General features: G+C 70.1%; 14 protein-coding genes and 1 riboswitch. Of the genes, 5 read left to right on the top strand and 9 right to left on the bottom strand.

Translation table 11 applies throughout. The annotated features are described in order from the left end of the window. Nucleotides 1–273 precede the first annotated feature (273 nt). Nucleotides 274–1,011, top strand: coding sequence for a D-Ala-D-Ala carboxypeptidase family metallohydrolase (locus OG875_RS08995; RefSeq protein ID WP_330173691.1), 738 nt, complete (start codon nt 274–276; stop codon nt 1,009–1,011). A gap of 11 nt (nt 1,012–1,022) precedes the next feature. Here OG875_RS08995 and OG875_RS08990 read toward each other — a convergent pair whose 3' ends face one another. From OG875_RS08990 to OG875_RS08955, 8 genes are all read right to left on the bottom strand, one after another. After that, entirely contained in the window at nt 1,023–1,424 is a 402-nt protein-coding gene (locus OG875_RS08990; RefSeq protein ID WP_330173690.1) for a ribosomal maturation YjgA family protein, read from the bottom strand. 125 nt (nt 1,425–1,549) lie between these two features. Next, nucleotides 1,550–2,107, bottom strand: coding sequence for a GNAT family N-acetyltransferase (locus OG875_RS08985; protein ID WP_330173689.1), 558 nt, complete (start codon nt 2,105–2,107; stop codon nt 1,550–1,552). A 113-nt stretch (nt 2,108–2,220) separates the two neighbouring features. Next, complete coding sequence (locus OG875_RS08980; protein ID WP_330173688.1) at nt 2,221–3,240, bottom strand: ribonucleotide-diphosphate reductase subunit beta; 1,020 nt, start codon at nt 3,238–3,240, stop codon at nt 2,221–2,223. Next, nucleotides 3,240–5,714, bottom strand: coding sequence for a ribonucleoside-diphosphate reductase subunit alpha (locus OG875_RS08975; RefSeq protein WP_443079084.1), 2,475 nt, complete (start codon nt 5,712–5,714; stop codon nt 3,240–3,242). Before OG875_RS08975 ends, OG875_RS08980 begins: the two co-directional genes overlap by 1 nt. 160 nt (nt 5,715–5,874) lie before the next feature. Next, a riboswitch (adenosylcobalamin-variant (AdoCbl-variant) riboswitch) is annotated at nt 5,875–5,974 on the bottom strand. An 88-nt stretch (nt 5,975–6,062) separates the two neighbouring features. Further along, a complete protein-coding gene (locus OG875_RS08970; protein WP_330173687.1) occupies nt 6,063–6,599 on the bottom strand; it encodes a GNAT family N-acetyltransferase in 537 nt (178 codons plus the stop codon). Nucleotides 6,600–6,749: 150 nt separating this feature from the next. Further along, the gene (locus OG875_RS08965; protein WP_330173686.1) at nt 6,750–6,956 is read right to left on the bottom strand and encodes a YbdD/YjiX family protein; all 207 of its coding nucleotides are present in this window, start codon (nt 6,954–6,956) and stop codon (nt 6,750–6,752) included. Beyond that, nucleotides 6,953–9,151, bottom strand: a complete 2,199-nt coding sequence (locus tag OG875_RS08960) for a carbon starvation CstA family protein (RefSeq protein ID WP_330173685.1) — start codon at nt 9,149–9,151, stop codon at nt 6,953–6,955. Before OG875_RS08960 ends, OG875_RS08965 begins: the two co-directional genes overlap by 4 nt. 393 nt (nt 9,152–9,544) lie before the next feature. Then, nucleotides 9,545–10,309: a GntR family transcriptional regulator gene (locus OG875_RS08955; RefSeq protein ID WP_330177669.1), complete on the bottom strand. Its 765-nt coding sequence runs from the start codon at nt 10,307–10,309 to the stop codon at nt 9,545–9,547. A gap of 282 nt (nt 10,310–10,591) precedes the next feature. Here OG875_RS08955 and OG875_RS08950 point away from each other — a divergent pair, with 282 nt between their 5' ends. From OG875_RS08950 to OG875_RS08935, 4 genes are all read left to right on the top strand, one after another. Beyond that, nucleotides 10,592–11,893: a sugar ABC transporter substrate-binding protein gene (locus OG875_RS08950; RefSeq protein WP_330173684.1), complete on the top strand. Its 1,302-nt coding sequence runs from the start codon at nt 10,592–10,594 to the stop codon at nt 11,891–11,893. Nucleotides 11,894–12,113: 220 nt separating this feature from the next. Next, entirely contained in the window at nt 12,114–13,133 is a 1,020-nt protein-coding gene (locus OG875_RS08945; protein WP_330173683.1) for a carbohydrate ABC transporter permease, read from the top strand. Further along, a complete protein-coding gene (locus OG875_RS08940) occupies nt 13,130–14,023 on the top strand; it encodes a carbohydrate ABC transporter permease (protein ID WP_330173682.1) in 894 nt (297 codons plus the stop codon). The genes OG875_RS08945 and OG875_RS08940 overlap by 4 nt, the downstream gene beginning before the upstream one ends. A 6-nt stretch (nt 14,024–14,029) precedes the next feature. After that, nucleotides 14,030–15,538: a glycoside hydrolase family 3 protein gene (locus OG875_RS08935; RefSeq protein WP_330173681.1), complete on the top strand. Its 1,509-nt coding sequence runs from the start codon at nt 14,030–14,032 to the stop codon at nt 15,536–15,538. Between the two features lie 78 nt (nt 15,539–15,616). Here the strand turns inward: OG875_RS08935 and nagB are convergent, their stop codons facing one another. Further along, complete coding sequence (gene nagB / locus OG875_RS08930; protein WP_330173680.1) at nt 15,617–16,399, bottom strand: glucosamine-6-phosphate deaminase; 783 nt, start codon at nt 16,397–16,399, stop codon at nt 15,617–15,619. Nucleotides 16,400–16,508 lie beyond the last annotated feature (109 nt).

The following is a 16,508-nucleotide window of genomic DNA, read 5'->3' as shown; positions in this document are numbered from 1 at the left end:
CTCCGCCTCGGGCGCGGCGAACACGACCCCCGGCTCCGGTGCCCGGCATCGCTGGCCGATGTCGGACGCCGTCGGCGTCCCGGCGTGTGAGCGGCCCCGTCCCGGACATCCGGGACGGGGCCGACGTCATCGTGCGTGGCGGTACCGGGTCGGCGGCGAGGCGTGCCGCCGTCGCCATTGGTCCGACAAATGGCCCTGGTCGGCGGCGGGTTGACGCGCGTCGACCGGTACGCCACTCTCTGCCGTACATCTCGCCTCGATTATGGAGACCCGATGCTCCGACGCACCTCAAGACTCCTGCTCAGCATTGTCATGACCCTGTCGTTTGCCTGGGCAGGCTCACTGGTCACCGCCGGCACCGCGCAGGCGGACGGCTGCTACACGTGGTCCGGTTCCCTCTCTCAGGGAGCCAGCGGCGCCGCCGTGACCCAGCTCCAGATCCGGGTGGCCGGCCACGCGGGCAACGGCGCCGTACTCACCATCGACGGCGCCTACGGCCCGGCGACCGCCGCCGCCGTCAAGCGCTTCCAGTCCGCGTACGGACTGGCCGCCGACGGCGTCGCGGGTCCCGCCACGTTCAACAAGATCTACGAGCTCCAGGACGACGACTGCACGCCGATCCACTTCACGTACGCGGAGCTGAACAACTGCAACTCCGACTGGTCGGGCGGCGCGGTCAGCGCGGCCACCGCCAAGTCCAACGCCCTGCGCACCATGTGGAAGCTGGAGGCCCTGCGGCACGCCCTGGGTGACCAGCCGCTCCGCGTCACCAGCGGATTCCGCTCGCACGCCTGCAACAACGCGGTCGGCGGCGCCAGCGGCAGCCGCCACCTGTACGGCGACTCCGCCGACCTCGGCGCCGGTCCGCACACCCTGTGCGCCCTGGCCCAGAACGCGCGGAACCACGGCTTCAACGGGATCCTCGGCCCGGGTTACCCGGACCACAACGACCACACCCACGTCGACCACCGGCCCAGCCGCTTCTGGTCGGCGCCGAGCTGTGGCATCTGACGCACCCCGTCTCAGGCAGGGGCCTCACGCGACGCGCGTGGGGCCCCTGTTGACGTGTGCGCCAGGGCGGCGGCAGCGGCACCGACCGCGTACCAGAGCAGGTCGGGCGCGTTGAAGGTGGACCCGAGCACCAGCCGTACGATCACACTCTCCTGGGCCGGTCCGGCGGTCACCCCGGTGAGCTGAAGCAGCTCGACACCACAACTGAACGCGAACGCCACAGTCCCCGCGACGACGGGCCGTACCCGGGGAGCGACACACACCACGAGCACGTACACGAGCACGGTGTACAGCGCGACGCCCCCGTACTTGGCGACATCCCCGCCCGCGACGACCCGGAGCCCGAGCCCCGCGCCGACGACCCCGAGGGCGACCACCCCACCGGCGAGGCGCGTCCGCGCGACAAGATCCATGCGACCAGCCTAGGCGGCCCCCGCCGGCCGAGACCGTGGGCGGGCGGCCGGGTTGACCGGCCGTCACCCCGGCACCCCCCCAGCGGTGGCGAAGGACCGGCTCCTCATATGAGGAGCGCGACGAGTCAGCCCGCCGCCCACGCCTCGCGGCGCAGCTCCCAGGTGGCCAGTTCGACGGTCCGGCCGTTGTTCTCGCGCAGCAGCAGGGGGTCGTCCGAGAGCCGGAAGCCCGTCGTGCGCGCCACCGCCGCGCTGGCCTCGTTGGACGGTTCGATGCGCAGTACGGCGCGCCGGACCGATGTGGCGTGGAACGCCTGGGGGAGCAGCAGACGTACGGCGCGTGAGGCCAGGCCCCGGCGGCGGTACGGGGCGCCGATTCCGTAGGCCAGTTCGACCTCCGTGCCGTCCTCCTCCGCCACGGACACCATCACCTCGCCCAGGGGCGCCCGCCCGTCCGTCGTGACGGCGAGCTGGAGCGAGCGGCCCTCCGCGCGGCGTACCACGGCGTGGGCCAGATACGCGCGCGCCGCCGCCTGGTCGAACGGCGAGCGCAGCGGCGTCCAGCGGTCCATCTCGGGGTCGTCGAAGAGGGCCGACAGGGCGGCCACGTCGGCGGCGGTCCACTCCCGCAGCTGAAGGCCCTCACCGGCGGGGAGGGGCAGGGGGAGCGGGGTGGTGAACATGCGGTCATCATGCCGGAGCCCCGTGGCGTGTTCCACGGGGCCCGGCACTCCGCGACTCCGCCGGGCCGGCGGACGCCGACGTAAGCCGTCCTCTTTGGAAGTCGTCGTCGAATTCAGAAGTCGTCGTCGAAGCCGACCGTTCCCTCCACCGCCACCTGGTACGCCGACGGGCGGCGCTCGAAGAAGTTCGTCAGCTCCTGGACACCTTGCAGCTCCATGAACGAGAACGGGTTCTCCGAGCCGTACACCGGCGCGAAGCCCAGCCGCTGGAGCCGCTGGTCCGCCACGCACTGGAGGTATTCGCGCATCGACTCCGTGTTCATGCCGGGCAGCCCGTCCCCGCACAGGTCGCGGCCGAATTGCAGCTCCGCCTCGACGGCCTCCTTCAGCATGTCCGTGACCTGCCGCTGGAGCGCGTCGTCGAAGAGGTCGGGCTCCTCCTTACGGACGGTGTCCACGACCTCGAAGGCGAAGTTCATGTGCATCGTCTCGTCGCGGAACACCCAGTTGGTGCCGGTGGCCAGCCCGTGCAGCAGGCCGCGCGAGCGGAACCAGTAGACGTACGCGAACGCTCCGTAGAAGAAGAGGCCCTCGATGCACGCCGCGAAGCAGATGAGGTTCAGCAGGAACCGGCGCCGGTCCGCCTTCGACTCCAGGCGGTCGATCTTCTCGACCGAGTCCATCCACCGGAAGCAGAACTGCGCCTTCTCCCGGATCGACGGGATCTCCTCCACCGCGTCGAACGCCGCCGCGCGGTCCGCCGGATCGGGCAGATAGGTGTCCAGCAGCGTCAGATAGAACTGGACGTGCACGGCCTCCTCGAACAGCTGCCGGGAGAGATAGAGCCGCGCCTCCGGGGAGTTGATGTGCTTGTAGAGCGTCAGCACCAGGTTGTTCGAGACGATCGAGTCGCCCGTCGCGAAGAACGCGACCAGCCGGCCGATCATGTGCTGCTCGCCCGGGGAGAGCTTCGCGAGGTCCGTGACGTCGGAGTGGAGGTCGACCTCCTCGACCGTCCAGGTGTTCTTGATCGCGTCCCGGTAGCGCTCGTAGAAGTCCGGGTAGCGCATGGGCCGCAGCGTCAGCTCGAAGCCCGGGTCGAGCAGGTTCTTTTCCACGGAAGGGGACGGCATTACTGGCAGGCCTCGCAGGACTCGGGGTTTTCCAGGGAGCAGGCGATCGCGTCGGCGTCCGGCGCCGGCTGCGCGGGCACGGCGGCGGCCACCGGCTGGGACCTCGCCGCGCGGGCGATCCGGGTGGCGGGGCGCGAGCGCAGGTAGTACGTGGTCTTCAGCCCCTTCTTCCAGGCGTACGCGTACATCGAGCTGAGCTTCCCGATGGTCGGCGTCTCCAGGAACAGGTTCAGCGACTGGCTCTGGTCCAGGAACGGCGTACGCGCCGCCGCCATGTCGATCAGGCCGCGCTGCGGGATCTCCCACGCCGTGCGGTACAGCTCCCGCACGTCGGCCGGGATCCAACTGAAGTCCGCCACCGAGCCGTTGGACTCGCGCAGCGCCTCACGGGACTGCGCGTCCCAGACGCCGAGCTTCTTCAGCTCCGCCACCAGGTAGGCGTTGACCTGGAGGAACTCACCCGACAGCGTCTCGCGCTTGAAGAGGTTGGACACCTGCGGCTCGATGCACTCGTACACCCCGGCGATCGAGGCGATGGTGGCCGTCGGCGCGATCGCGAGGAGCAGCGAGTTGCGCATGCCGGTCGTCGCGACGCGGGCCCTGAGCGCGTCCCACCGCTCCGGCCAGTTCGGCGTCACGTCGTAGTGGTCCGGGTGCAGCACGCCGCGTGCGGCGCGGGTCCGCTCCCAGGCGGGCAGCGGGCCCTCGCGCTCGGCGAGGTCGCAGGACGCCTCGTACGCGGCGAGCATGATCCGCTCGGCGATCCGGGTGGAGAGCGCGGCGGCCTCGGCGGAGTCGAACGGCAGCCGCTTCTTGAAGAAGACGTCCTGGAGGCCCATCACGCCGAGGCCCACGGGGCGCCACTTGGCGTTCGAGCGGCCGGCCTGCTCGGTCGGGTAGAAGTTGATGTCCACGACCCGGTCGAGGAAGGTCACGGCGGTGCGGACGCTGTCGTCCAGCCGCTCCCAGTCCAGTTCGCCGCTCTCCGTGACGAACGCGCCGACGTTGACCGAGCCGAGGTTGCAGACGGCCGTCTCACCGTCGTCGGTGACCTCCAGGATCTCGGTGCAGAGGTTCGAGGAGTGCACGACGGTGCCGGGCTCGGCGGTCTGGTTCGCCGTACGGTTCGACGCGTCCTTGAAGGTCATCCAGCCGTTGCCGGTCTGGGCGAGGGTGCGCATCATCCGGCCGTACAGCTCGCGCGCGGCGATGGTCCGGCGGGCCTTGCCCGCGGCCTCGGCGGCGCGGTAGGCGGCGTCGAAGTCGTCGCCCCACAGGTCGACCAGTTCGGGCACGTCCGAGGGGGAGAAGAGCGACCAGTCGCCGTCCGTGTCGACCCGGCGCATGAACTCGTCGGGGATCCAGTGCGCGAGGTTCAGATTGTGCGTACGGCGCGCCTCCTCCCCGGTGTTGTCGCGCAGCTCCAGGAACTCCTCGATGTCCGCGTGCCACGTCTCCAGATAGACGCAGGCCGCCCCCTTGCGCCGGCCGCCCTGGTTGACGGCGGCGACCGAGGAGTCCAGCGTGCGCAGGAACGGCACGATGCCGTTGGAGTGCCCGTTGGTGCCCCGGATCAGCGAACCACGCGCGCGGATACGGGAGTACGAGAGGCCGATGCCGCCCGCGTGCTTCGAGAGGCGGGCCACCTGGTGGTAGCGGTCGTAGATCGAGTCCAGCTCGTCCAGCGGGGAGTCCAGCAGATAGCAGGACGACATCTGGGGATGGCGGGTGCCGGAGTTGAAGAGGGTGGGGGAGGAGGGGAGGTAGTCGAGCCGGCTCATCAGGCCGTACAGCGCGGCGACCTCGTCCACGGCGGCCGGGGAGTCGTCCTTGGCCAGCCCGGAGGCGACACGCAGCATGAAGTACTGCGGCGTCTCGATGACATCGCGGGTGATCGGGTGCCGCAGCAGATAGCGGCTGAACAGCGTGCGCAGGCCGAAGTAGCCGAAGCGGTCGTCGGCGGCGGGGTCGATCAGCGCGTCGAGGCGGGCGGCGTGGCGTGTGACGAACGCGGCCGTACGGTCGGCGATCAGGCCCTCCGCGTGGCCCACGGCGATCGAGGACGAGAACGACACGGCGCCCTGGCCGGCGGCCTCGTCCGCGATGGTGCGGGTGAGGAGACGGGCGGCGAGGCGGGAGTAAGCGGGGTCCTCGGAGATCAGCCCGGCGGCGGCCTCGGTGGCGAGCTGCCGCAGCTCGGCCTCGTCGGAGGCGGCGTTACGACCCCGGAGAGCGGCGGCGGCGACCTTGCCGGGGTCGGTGTCGGGCAGGTCGGCGGTGAGGCCGGTGAGGGTCCGCAGCAGGCCCGTGCCGGGCGCGTCGGCGGTCTCGTGGGCCGCCCCGCCGGACGCAGCGGCGGTGCCCCGTCCCGGCTGGTCCCGTTCCCGCTCTGCCTGGACCCGCTCTTCCTGTCCCCGCTCTTCCTGTCCCCGGTCGGCGATCGCTGAAGCCGGATCGGCTGGCGCGATGGTCACGTGGTGCTCTCCCTCGCTCGGCTCTGGGTCAGGAGAGAAGGGGCACGGCGGCGCGCGCCCGCGTACGCCGTCCCGGATGCGGGCAGCGCGCGGCGCGGCGTCACCGGCCCAACCTCGAGGCCCGGACGTCTCGGCACCCGGCTCGGTCGAACCGGATGCGCCGTCGGCAGGTGCTCGGACTCGCGGGCGCGGCAAAGCGCACCACAGCACACCGTTGCGGGACAGTTCCGGATTTGCACCGGATTCTCCTGCGGCGACAGCAGACTTGAGCATACATGTGGGGCCCGTGGGGAGCGGCACCCCCCACATGTTGTGTCAGAGGTGTTTCGCCTTGCCCGGAAAGAGCCCCTACGGGCCTTGGATTTCCAGGCGGTAGGTGAGCAGCGGCGCGAGCTCCTCGTACGGTGCCCAGTCCCGTTCCGGGGTCCGTACGAAGCCCAGCCGCTCGTAGATCCGGTGGGCGGCCCGCATCTTCTCGTGGGTCGACAGCCGCACCCGTACACACCCCTCGGTGGCCCGCGCGCGCTCCACACAGGCCAGCACCAGCGCCTTGCCGACACCCCGGCCCCGGGCGGCGGACGCCACGGCCAGCATGCGGAACTCGGCCTCGCCCGCCCCGGCCACATTGGCCCACGCGGTCCCGCCGGCGGCGTACGTCACCCCGCCGAGCACTTCCCCGTCCGCCCCGGCGGCCACGAGCACCTCGGCCCCGGCGGCGCGCGCGGCGACGTCCCGCAGGCTCGCCAGATACGGGTCGTCCTCCCCGAAGTCCAGCAGCCCGTCGTCCAGATAGGCCCGCGCGGTGATCTCCCCGAGAAGGCCATGCTCGGCGGCCTCGGCCGCCCGTATCAGAAAGCCGGTCTCCGGCTGTATCACCTGTTTCATGACAGCAGTGTGCGACACGGGACGAGAGGGGCGTTGTCGGAGGTCGCCGCTGTCGTCGGAAGCACCTTGCACGGCTGCATGGTGCGCGGCGATCAACGGCGAAGGGCCGCCGTCCCCTCGTCGGGAGACGGCGGCCCCTCACCGGCTCGCTCAGCAGCAGCGGAACCCTTCCCTCGGGTCCGCCTCCCGGGCGTCCGTGCGGCTCCGTTCGAAGGCGCGCCGGGTCATCGGCTCCGCCGTGGGGTCACAGGCGCGGGTGTGCGCCACGTAGTGGTCGTACGCGGACTCGCCCGTCAGCTCCCGTACGTACCAGCGGACCCGGCCCACCGCGTGGCGTACCTTCGCCGCCGGCGTCATGACGCGCCCGCCCCGCTGGGTGCCTTCGTGCGGGCCTCCGCCGCCGCCAGTTCCGCCTTCTCCTCCGGGGTCGCGAACATGCCCGCCGGCGCGACCAGTTCGGACTTCACGTACGGCGTCTCCGAGAGCTTCACGCTCTCGGGGTGGCGGATCGCCCGGTAGCAGACCCGGCCCGCGTCCGCGATCACGACGATGATCAGGATCGCGAAGAGCGCGCAGAGGACGCCGTCCACCGTGGAGTTGGTGACGACCGTGTGCATGTCGTCCATCGTCTTGGCGGGCGGGATCACCTCGCCGTTCTCGATGCCCGTCAGGTACACGTCGCGCTGGGTGAAGAAGCCGACCTTCGGATCGTCGGAGAAGATTTTCTGCCAGCTCGCGGTGAGCGTGACCGCCGCGTCCCAGGCGAGCGGGACCGCCGTCACCCAGGCCCATTTCAGCCGTCCCGACTTCACCAGCAGCGTCGTACAGACGGCCAGCGCCACCGCCGCCAGCAGCTGGTTCGCGATGCCGAACAGCGGGAAGAGCTGGTTGATGCCGCCCAGCGGGTCGTGCACCCCGACCCAGAGGAAGTAGCCCCACGCGCCGACCACCACGGCGCTGGCGAACCAGACGCCGGGCTTCCAGCTGACCTGGCGCATCGGCTTGTACACGTTGCCGAGCATGTCCTGGAGCATGAAGCGCCCCACCCGCGTGCCCGCGTCCACCGTCGTCAGGATGAACAGCGCCTCGAACATGATCGCGAAGTGGTACCAGAACGCCTTCATCCCCGCGCCGCCGATCACCGACGAGAAGATGTCCGACATCCCGAGCGCGAAGGTCGGCGCGCCGCCCGTACGGGAGAGCAGGCTCGACTCCTCGACGTCCTTGGCCGCCCGGGCGAGCTGGTCCGGCGAGATCGTGAAGCCGAGATTCGCGACGGCCTGGGAGGCGGACTCGACCGTGCCGCCGATGACTCCGGCGGGGGAGTTGACCGCGAAGTACAGCCCCGGGTCGATGACGCACGCCGTGATCATCGCCATGATGGCGACGAACGACTCGGTGAGCATCGCCCCGTACCCGATCATCCGGATCTGGGTCTCCTTCTGCACCATCTTCGGCGTGGTGCCCGAGGCGATGAGCGAGTGGAAACCGGACAGCGCCCCGCACGCGATGGTGATGAAGACGAACGGGAACATCGAACCGGCGAACACCGGACCGTCGCCCCGGCTCGCGAAGTCGGTGATCGCGTCCATCTTCATCGTCGGCAGCGCGACGACCACACCGATCGCCAGCAGCGCGATCGTGCCGACCTTCATGAACGTCGACAGGTAGTCGCGCGGCGCCAGCAGCATCCAGACCGGCAGGACGGAGGCGAGGAAGCCGTAGACCACCATCCAGATGACCAGCGTGCCGGCCTCCAGCGTGAACGTGCCGGCGAGCGAGGACTCCGCGACCCAGCCGCCCGCCACGATCGCGAGCAGCAGCAGCGCCACACCGATCAGTGAGACCTCACTGACGCGGCCCGGCCGCAGCACCCGCAGATACACGCCCATGAAGAGTGCGATCGGGATGGTCATCGCGATGGAGAAGACACCCCACGGCGAGTCGGCGAGCGCGTTGACGATGACCAGGGCCAGCACCGCGAGCAGGATGATCATGATGAGGAAGACCGCGATCAGCGCGGCGGCGCCACCGAACGGCCCTATCTCGTCGCGCGCGATCTGGCCGAGCGAACGGCCGTCGCGGCGCGTGGAGAAGAACAGCGTGACCATGTCCTGGACCGCGCCCGCGAAGATCACGCCCGCGACGATCCAGATGGTGCCCGGCAGATAGCCCATCTGCGCGGCCAGCACCGGACCGACGAGCGGTCCCGCGCCCGCGACGGCGGCGAAGTGGTGCCCGAAGAGCACGCGCCGGTCGGTTGGGTGGAAGTCCACGCCGTTGTCGAGCCGTTCGGCGGGTGTGGCCCGCGTCCGGTCGACCTTCAGCACCCGGTTCGCGATGAATCTGGAGTAGAAGCGGTAGGCGATCGCGTACGACCCGAGTGCCGCCGCCAGCATCCACGCGGCGGAGATGTCCTCACCGCGCGACAGGGCGAGAACACCCCAGCCGACCGCGCCCACCAGGGCGACGAGCGCCCAGATCGCGATCGATTTCGGCGTGAGACGCCCGGACGAGTCCTGTGTGGCACGTGCTGGTGCCGGCTCTTGCATGGCGAGTCGTCCCCTCAGTGGTCACCTGCTGAAACTCGCAGGAAATCTAAGGGACCGTCTCGTCACGCGTCACCCCCCTCGCCCGCACGAACGACACGGCGACGGCGTACGGGAACCAGGGAGGTGACGGTGCGCCAGGGGCTGAACATGCCCCGTTCCACGGGGCGTTCACACACCGGGCCGAAGGTTGGCCGATATCGGCCGTCCCGCCCTTCGTGGTCGATCGCCGGTGGGGCTCCGCTCCGAGCCGGCCGGCGCGGCCCTCGGCCCGAGCGGGTCGTCACCGGCCCCTGCCCCGAGCCCGTCGTCACCCGCCCGCGCTTCCGAGCCGGTCGGCCCCGGCCTTCGCCGCCGATGCCCCCCGCGCGCGCCGTGCGGCCCCGTGCCCCCGTCTCAGTCGGTCGGCCTGCGCAGTCGCGCCACGAACTTGTACCGGTCCCCCCGGTACACCGACCGCACCCACTCCACCGGCTCCCCGGCCGTGTCGATCGAGTGCCGCGAGAGCATCAGCATGGGCAGGCCCACGTCCGTCCCCAGCAGTCCCGCCTCGCGCGGTGTCGCCAGCGACGTCTCGATCGTCTCCTCGGCCTCCGCCAGATGCACCCCGTACACCTCGGCCAGTGCCGTGTAGAGCGAGGTGTACTTGACGAGCGACCGGCGCAGCGCCGGGAAGCGTTTGGCCGAAAGGTGCGTGGTCTCGATGGCCATCGGCTCGCCGCTCGCCAGCCGCAGCCGCTCGATCCGCAGCACGCGCCCGCCCGTGGTGATGTCGAGCAGCCCGGCGAGCGTGTCGTCGGCGGTGACGTAGCCGATGTCCAGCAGTTGCGAGGTGGGCTCCAGGCCCTGCGCCCGCATGTCCTCGGTGTACGAGGTGAGCTGGAGCGCCTGCGAGACCTTGGGCTTGGCCACGAAGGTGCCCTTGCCCTGGATCCGCTCCAGCCTGCCCTCCACGACCAGCTCCTGGAGGGCCTGGCGCACGGTGGTGCGCGAGGTGTCGAACTCCGCCGCCAGGGTGCGCTCGGGCGGTACGGGCGTGCCCGGCGGAAGAGTCTCCGTGATGTCCAGCAAGTGACGCTTCAATCGGTAATACTTGGGCACGCGGGCGGTTCGGGTGGCCGCCCCGCTCTCGCTCTCGGTACTGCCCCCGTCCGTGGCCATGGCCTGCCTTCCCGACTCCTGCGCTGCTGCCGTCACCGGCTCCTCCGTCTGTCGCGGCTCACATCGTGGCACGGTCCGGTCGCGGGTCGTCTGCCCGATCCAGGTGTCGGTCCGATAACGGACGCGACAGCCCTCTTATACACCCTTGACACCCCTAAAGGTCTAGGCCAAGCTCCCCGTACTGGTCTAAACCATTAAAGGCCAGGTCTCAGCCCCGGTGGTACTCGTCGTAATTCTTCGCGGTGGGGAGGGGGTTGCAGCAGTCCCTGAGGAGGGTGTGGCGTGAAGCGCAAGCTCATCGCGGCGATCGGTGTCGCGGGCATGATGTTCTCGATCGCGGCGTGCGGATCGGACGACAGTGGTGCGGCGAAGGACCCGAAGGACCGTAGTGACACAGTCACTGTCTGGCTGATGGTCGACGCGCAGAGCACCTGGCCGGAACTGGTCAAGGATGTCAACGCGCAGTTCAAGGCGAAGTACCCGAAGGTCAAGGTCGACGTCCAGTACCAGCAGTGGGCGGACAAGGCCAAGAAGCTCGACACCGCCCTCGGCGGCGACAAGTTCCCGGATGTCGTCGAGCTCGGCAACACCGAGACCATGCAGTACATCCTCAACGGCGCGGTCGCCGAGATCGACCCCGAGAAGTACGACAACTCGGACACCTGGATCCAGGGCCTCAAGGACACCTGCACCTACGAGGGCAAGCAGTTCTGCGTGCCCTACTACGCCGGTGCGCGCGTGGCGATCTACAACAAGGACATGCTCAAGAAGGGCGCCGGCCTCGACACGCTGCCCACGACCGAGACCGAGATGCTCGCGGCCATGGACAAGGTCGCGAAGGAGAACGGCAAGAAGGACAAGCGCTCCTCCAGCCTCTACCTGCCGGGCCGTTACTGGTACGCCGCCATGTCCTACGTCGCCGCGTACGACGGCGCGATAGCCAAGTACGACGAGGGCGAGGCGCAGTGGAAGGCGTCGCTCTCCACGCCCGAGGCGCAGAAGGGCATCCAGCACTTCGTCGACCTGGTCAAGAAGTACAACAAGGCCGACCAGACGAAGGACGAGCAGGACCACGCCAACGTGATGGCCAACGAGAAGGCGGCCCTCATCTACGGCAACGGCTGGGAGTCCGGCTCCGTCGTCGACGGCGCGAACAACGGCAACCCCAAGCTTGAGGGCAAGATCCTCACCGCCGGAATGCCCGGCCCGAACGGCAAGGCGCTGCCCTCCTTCATCGGCGGCTCCGACCTCGCCATCACCAGCAAGTCCAAGGTCCAGGACCTGGCCGAGGAATGGGTCTCGCTGTTCACCAGCGAGAAGTCCATGGAGGTCCTCGCGGGCAAGAACATCCTCCCGAACAACGAGAAGCAGCTGGAGCCCCTGAAGGCGAAGCCGGAGACGGCCCCGATCGCCAACGCGGTGCCCGACGCGTGGTTCACCCCGATCGCGCCCGGCTGGACGTCCATCGAGAAGGAGGAGGTCCTGGAGAACATGCTCCTGGACATCCTCAAGGGTGACTCCGTGGCCGACGCCACGAAGGCCGCCGACGCCAAGATCGACGAACTGATCAACGAGCAGTCCTGACCCACGCGGTCCCGGCCGGGGCCGTGACCCGCACCCCCGGGTCACGCGCCCCCGCCCCAGGGTCCTGAGCGCCAGGGCCTCCGGCGCCCCCGCCCCCGGAGGCCCGTCGGCTCACCGGCGGGTGGGCGGGGCCCGGTCATCACCGGCCCCCGCTCCCCGCCTTTTTTCGGGCGCGGATTCGGTGCAGAGAATGCAGAGAATCAAACGGAAGGTCAGTCACGTGACTGCTGCCGACACGCAGGAGGCCGCCGGACCCCCGGCGCCCCCGGTACCGCGTGACCCGAAAGGGACACCCGGCCGGCCCGCCCCCGAGAGGGGAACGGACCGGACCACAGGGAAGAGACGCCGCAAGAAGGGCGAACTCCTTCCGTTCCTGCTGATTCTCCCGGCGATCATCGCCATCGCCGCCGTGTACGCGTTCCCGCTCACCAAGACCGTGATCATGTCCTTCCAGGACATGGGACGGCGTGAACTCTGGACGGGGGAGCCGGCCCCCTGGGTCGGTTTCGAGCAGTTCACCAACATCCTCGCCGACTCCGAGTTCTGGTATGTCACCGGCCGCACCGTCCTGTTCATGGTCGTCTGCGTCGGACTCACCATGGCCATCGGCCTGCTGGTCGCCCTGATGATGACCCGGCTGACCACCTGGGTACGCCTGACGCTGACCGCGGCGCTGATCGCCGCCTGGTCGATGCCCCTGATGGTCGCCGCCTCGATCTTCCGCTGGCTGTCCGACTCCGACTACGGCCTGCTGAACACCCTGATAGCCAAGGTCGCCGGCGAGGACTTCCTCGGCCACAACTGGTTCCTCGACCCCTGGCAGGGCTTCGCGATCATCACCCTGCTCGTCGTCTGGGGCGCGATCCCGTTCGTCGTGATCACGCTGTACGCGGCCCTCACCCAGGTCCCCCGCGAACTGGAGGAGGCGGCGGCCCTCGACGGCGCCAACGTCGCCGGCATCTTCCGCTTCGTCACCTGGCCCGTCATCCGCCCGGTCTTCGTCATGGTCACCACGCTCTCGGTGATCTGGGACTTCAACGTATTCGGCCAGATCTGGCTGCTGCGCGGCAACAAGCCCGAACCTGAGTACGAGACCCTCGGGCTCTACTCGTTCTCCAAGGCGTTCGAGTCCACCTCCTTCAGCCAGGGCAGCGCGATCGCCCTGATCACCGTTGTGCTGCTCTCCGGCGTGGCCGTGTTCTACCTGCGTCAGCTGATGAAGACAGGAGAGGTCGAATGAGTACCTCCACCACCGCGCCCGCGCCCCTCCCGGCCCCTGTGAAGACCGGGCAGACGCTGCGCCCGGACCGCAAGAAGAGCCGTACGGTCTACGACGTCCTGGGCCTGCTGTTCGCCGTCGTCATGGCGTTCCCGGTGTACTGGCTGATCATCAGCGCGCTGCGGCCCAACCACGAGATCCGGTCGTACGACCAGACGCTCTGGCCGTCGTCGCTGACCTTCGACAACTTCGTCCGCGCGGTCGACCAGCCGAACTTCGGCACCGCCGTCCAGTCCAGCCTGATCGTCTCGGTCACCGCGGTCCTCGGCGGCATGATCATCGCGACCCTGGCGGCCCTCGCCATCGGCCGGTTCCGGTTCTTCGGCCGCCGCGCGCTGCTGATGGTGCTCATCCTCGTCCAGATGCTGCCGCCGACGGCGATGCTGATCCCCATCTACGCCCAGCTCAACGCGATGGGCGGCCTGGACGAGTACTGGGGCCTGATCGTCGTCTACCTGGTCTCGACCCTGCCGTTCGCGATCATCATGATCCGCGGCTTCGTCGTGAACATCCCGGTGGAGCTGGAGGAGTCGGCCATGGTCGACGGCTGTACGCGCATGGGCGCCTTCCGGCGGGTGATCTTCCCGCTGCTCGCCCCCGGCCTCGCGGCGGCGTCGATCTTCGCGCTGGTCAACGCGTGGAACGAGTACCTCTTCGCGTACATCCTGATCAACGACAACTCCAAGTACACGCTCAACGTGTGGCTGATGACCTTCACCACCGAGCGCGGCACCGACTACGGGGCGCTGATGGCGTCCTCGACCATGATCGCGCTGCCCGTGGTGGTGTTCTTCATGATCATCCAGAAGAAGATGGCGACCGGGCTGACCTCCGGCGCGGTAAAGGGATAACGCCGTATGACCACTCTCACGCACAGCTCGGACACCCTGACCCGCGACGCCCTCACGGTCCTCCAGCCCGGCTTCGTCGGCACGACCGCACCGGACTGGCTGCTGCGGCGGATCGGCGAAGGTCTCACCTCCGTCGGCCTGTTCGGCCGCAACATCAGCTCGCCCGACCAGCTGGCCGCGCTCACCGCGCGGCTGCGGGCCGAACGGGACGACATCCTCGTCGCCATCGACGAGGAGGGCGGCGACGTCACCCGTCTCGAAGTGCGGGACGGATCGTCCTTCCCCGGCAACTACGCGCTCGGCTCCGTGGACGACGTGGAGCTGACCCGCGCCGTGGCACGCGAGCTGGGGTCCCGGCTCGCCGCGTGCGGCGTGAACCTCAACTGGGCGCCGTCCGCCGACGTCAACTCGGACGTCGACAACCCCGTCATCGGCGTCCGTTCCTTCGGCGCCGACCCGGCACTGGTCGCCCGCCACACGGCCGCCTATGTGGAAGGGCTCCAGTCCGCCGGGGTGGCCGCCTGCACCAAGCACTTCCCCGGACACGGCGACACGGCGGTCGACTCGCACCTCGCGCTGCCCCGTATCGACGTGGACTCCGACACGCTCCACGCCCGTGAACTGGCGCCCTTCCGCTCGGCGATCGCCGCCGGTTCCCGGTCGGTGATGAGCGCGCACATCCTGCTCTCGGCGCTCGACCCGGACCGCCCCGCCACCCTCAGCCCGCAGATCCTCACCGGTCTGCTCCGTGAGGACCTGGGCTTCGAGGGCCTCATCGTGACCGACGGCATCGAGATGCGGGCCATCGCGTCGACGTACGGCATCGGACGCGGTTCCGTCCTGGCGCTGGCGGCGGGCGTCGACGCCATCTGCGTCGGCGGCGGCCTGGCCGACGAGGAGACCGTCCTGCGGCTGCGCGACGCGTTGGTCGCCGCGGTACGGGAAGGCGAACTGCCCGAGGAGCGACTGGCCGACGCGGCGGCGCGGGTACGCGCCCTGGCCGACTGGGCGCTGCGGGCGCGGGGGTCCTCGGGGCCGGGCGCGGCCGTACAGGAGGGGACCGCGCCCGGCACCGACGTCGGACTGGTCGCGGCCCGCCGCGCGGTACGGGTGACCGGCACGGGCGCGCCTCTTACGGAGGCGCCCTACGTCGCCCGGTTCGCCCCCGTCGCGAACATCGCCGTCGGCGACGAGACCCCCTGGGGCGTCGCCGACGAGCTGGCCGCGCTGCTGCCCGGCACCGCGGGCGACTCCTACGTCAACGGCGCCGGCGCGGCCGGGGTACTGGCGGCGGCGGCCGGTCGCAGGATCGTCGCCGTCGTACGCGACCAGCACCGGCACCCGTGGATGGGGACCGTCCTGGAGGACCTTCTCCGGGCCCGCCCGGACACCGCCGTCGTCGAGATGGGGGTCGACCACGCCGAGCCCCAGGGCAGCCCGCACATCGCCACGTACGGCGCCGCACGTGTCTGCGGCCGGGCGGCGGCCGAGGCCCTGACCGGCCGGGGCGCCTGAACACGACACCCACGCACACGACGGAGGCCGGGAACCTGGCGGGGTTCCCGGCCTCCGTCCGTCGTGTCCCGGCAGACCTCAGATGCCCTGCCAGTCCGGCTTCGCGGCGTACGTGGCGCGGAAGTAGTCGGCCAGCTTCAGCTTGGACGCGGCGGCCTCGTCCACCACGACCGTGGCGTGCGGGTGCAGTTGCAGCGCCGACGCCGGTACGACGGCGGCCACCGGCCCCTCCACGGTCTGCGCCACCGCCTCGGCCTTCCCCTCGCCGGTGGCCAGCAGCACCAGGTGCCGGGCCTCCAGGATCGTGCCGATGCCCTGGGTGATGACATGGTGCGGGACCTCGTCCGGGCTTGCGAAGAACCGGGCGTTGTCCTCGCGGGTCTGCCGGGTGAGCGTCTTGATACGGGTGCGGGACGCCAGCGACGAGCACGGCTCGTTGAAGCCGATGTGCCCGTCGGTGCCGATGCCGAGCAGCTGGAGGTCCACCCCGCCGGCCTCGGCGAGCGCCCGGTCGTACGCCTCGCACGCCGCCTGGACGTCCTCGGCGGTGCCGTCCGGCCCCATGAACGCGTCCTCCGTGAGCCCGAGCGGCTCGACGACCTCACGCAGGACCACCGAACGGTACGACTCCGGGTGCCCGGCCGGCAGACCGACGTACTCGTCCAGCTGCGCGACCCGGGCCCCCGAGACGTCCACCGCGCCCGCGCGCACCCTGGCCGTCAGCGCCCGGTAGACGGGCAGCGGGGTCGAGCCCGTGGCGACGCCGAGCAGGGCGTCGCGCTTGCGGCGCAGCAGGTCCGCGATGGTCTCCGCTATGAGTTCGCCGCCGGCGACGGCGTCCTGGACGATGACAACTTCCACGCTGCGCCCGCCGATCTGGTGAAGGGTGGTCTTCCGACTCTTGTGGTATAGACCAATCTAGCAGAACGGCCCCCGGCGCCGCCGCTCCTTCGGCCCGGCGGAAGCAGGG

Source organism: Streptomyces sp. NBC_01498 (genome assembly GCF_036327775.1).
GTDB lineage: Bacteria > Actinomycetota > Actinomycetes > Streptomycetales > Streptomycetaceae > Streptomyces.
This window is presented reverse-complemented; position numbering and strand designations above follow the sequence as displayed.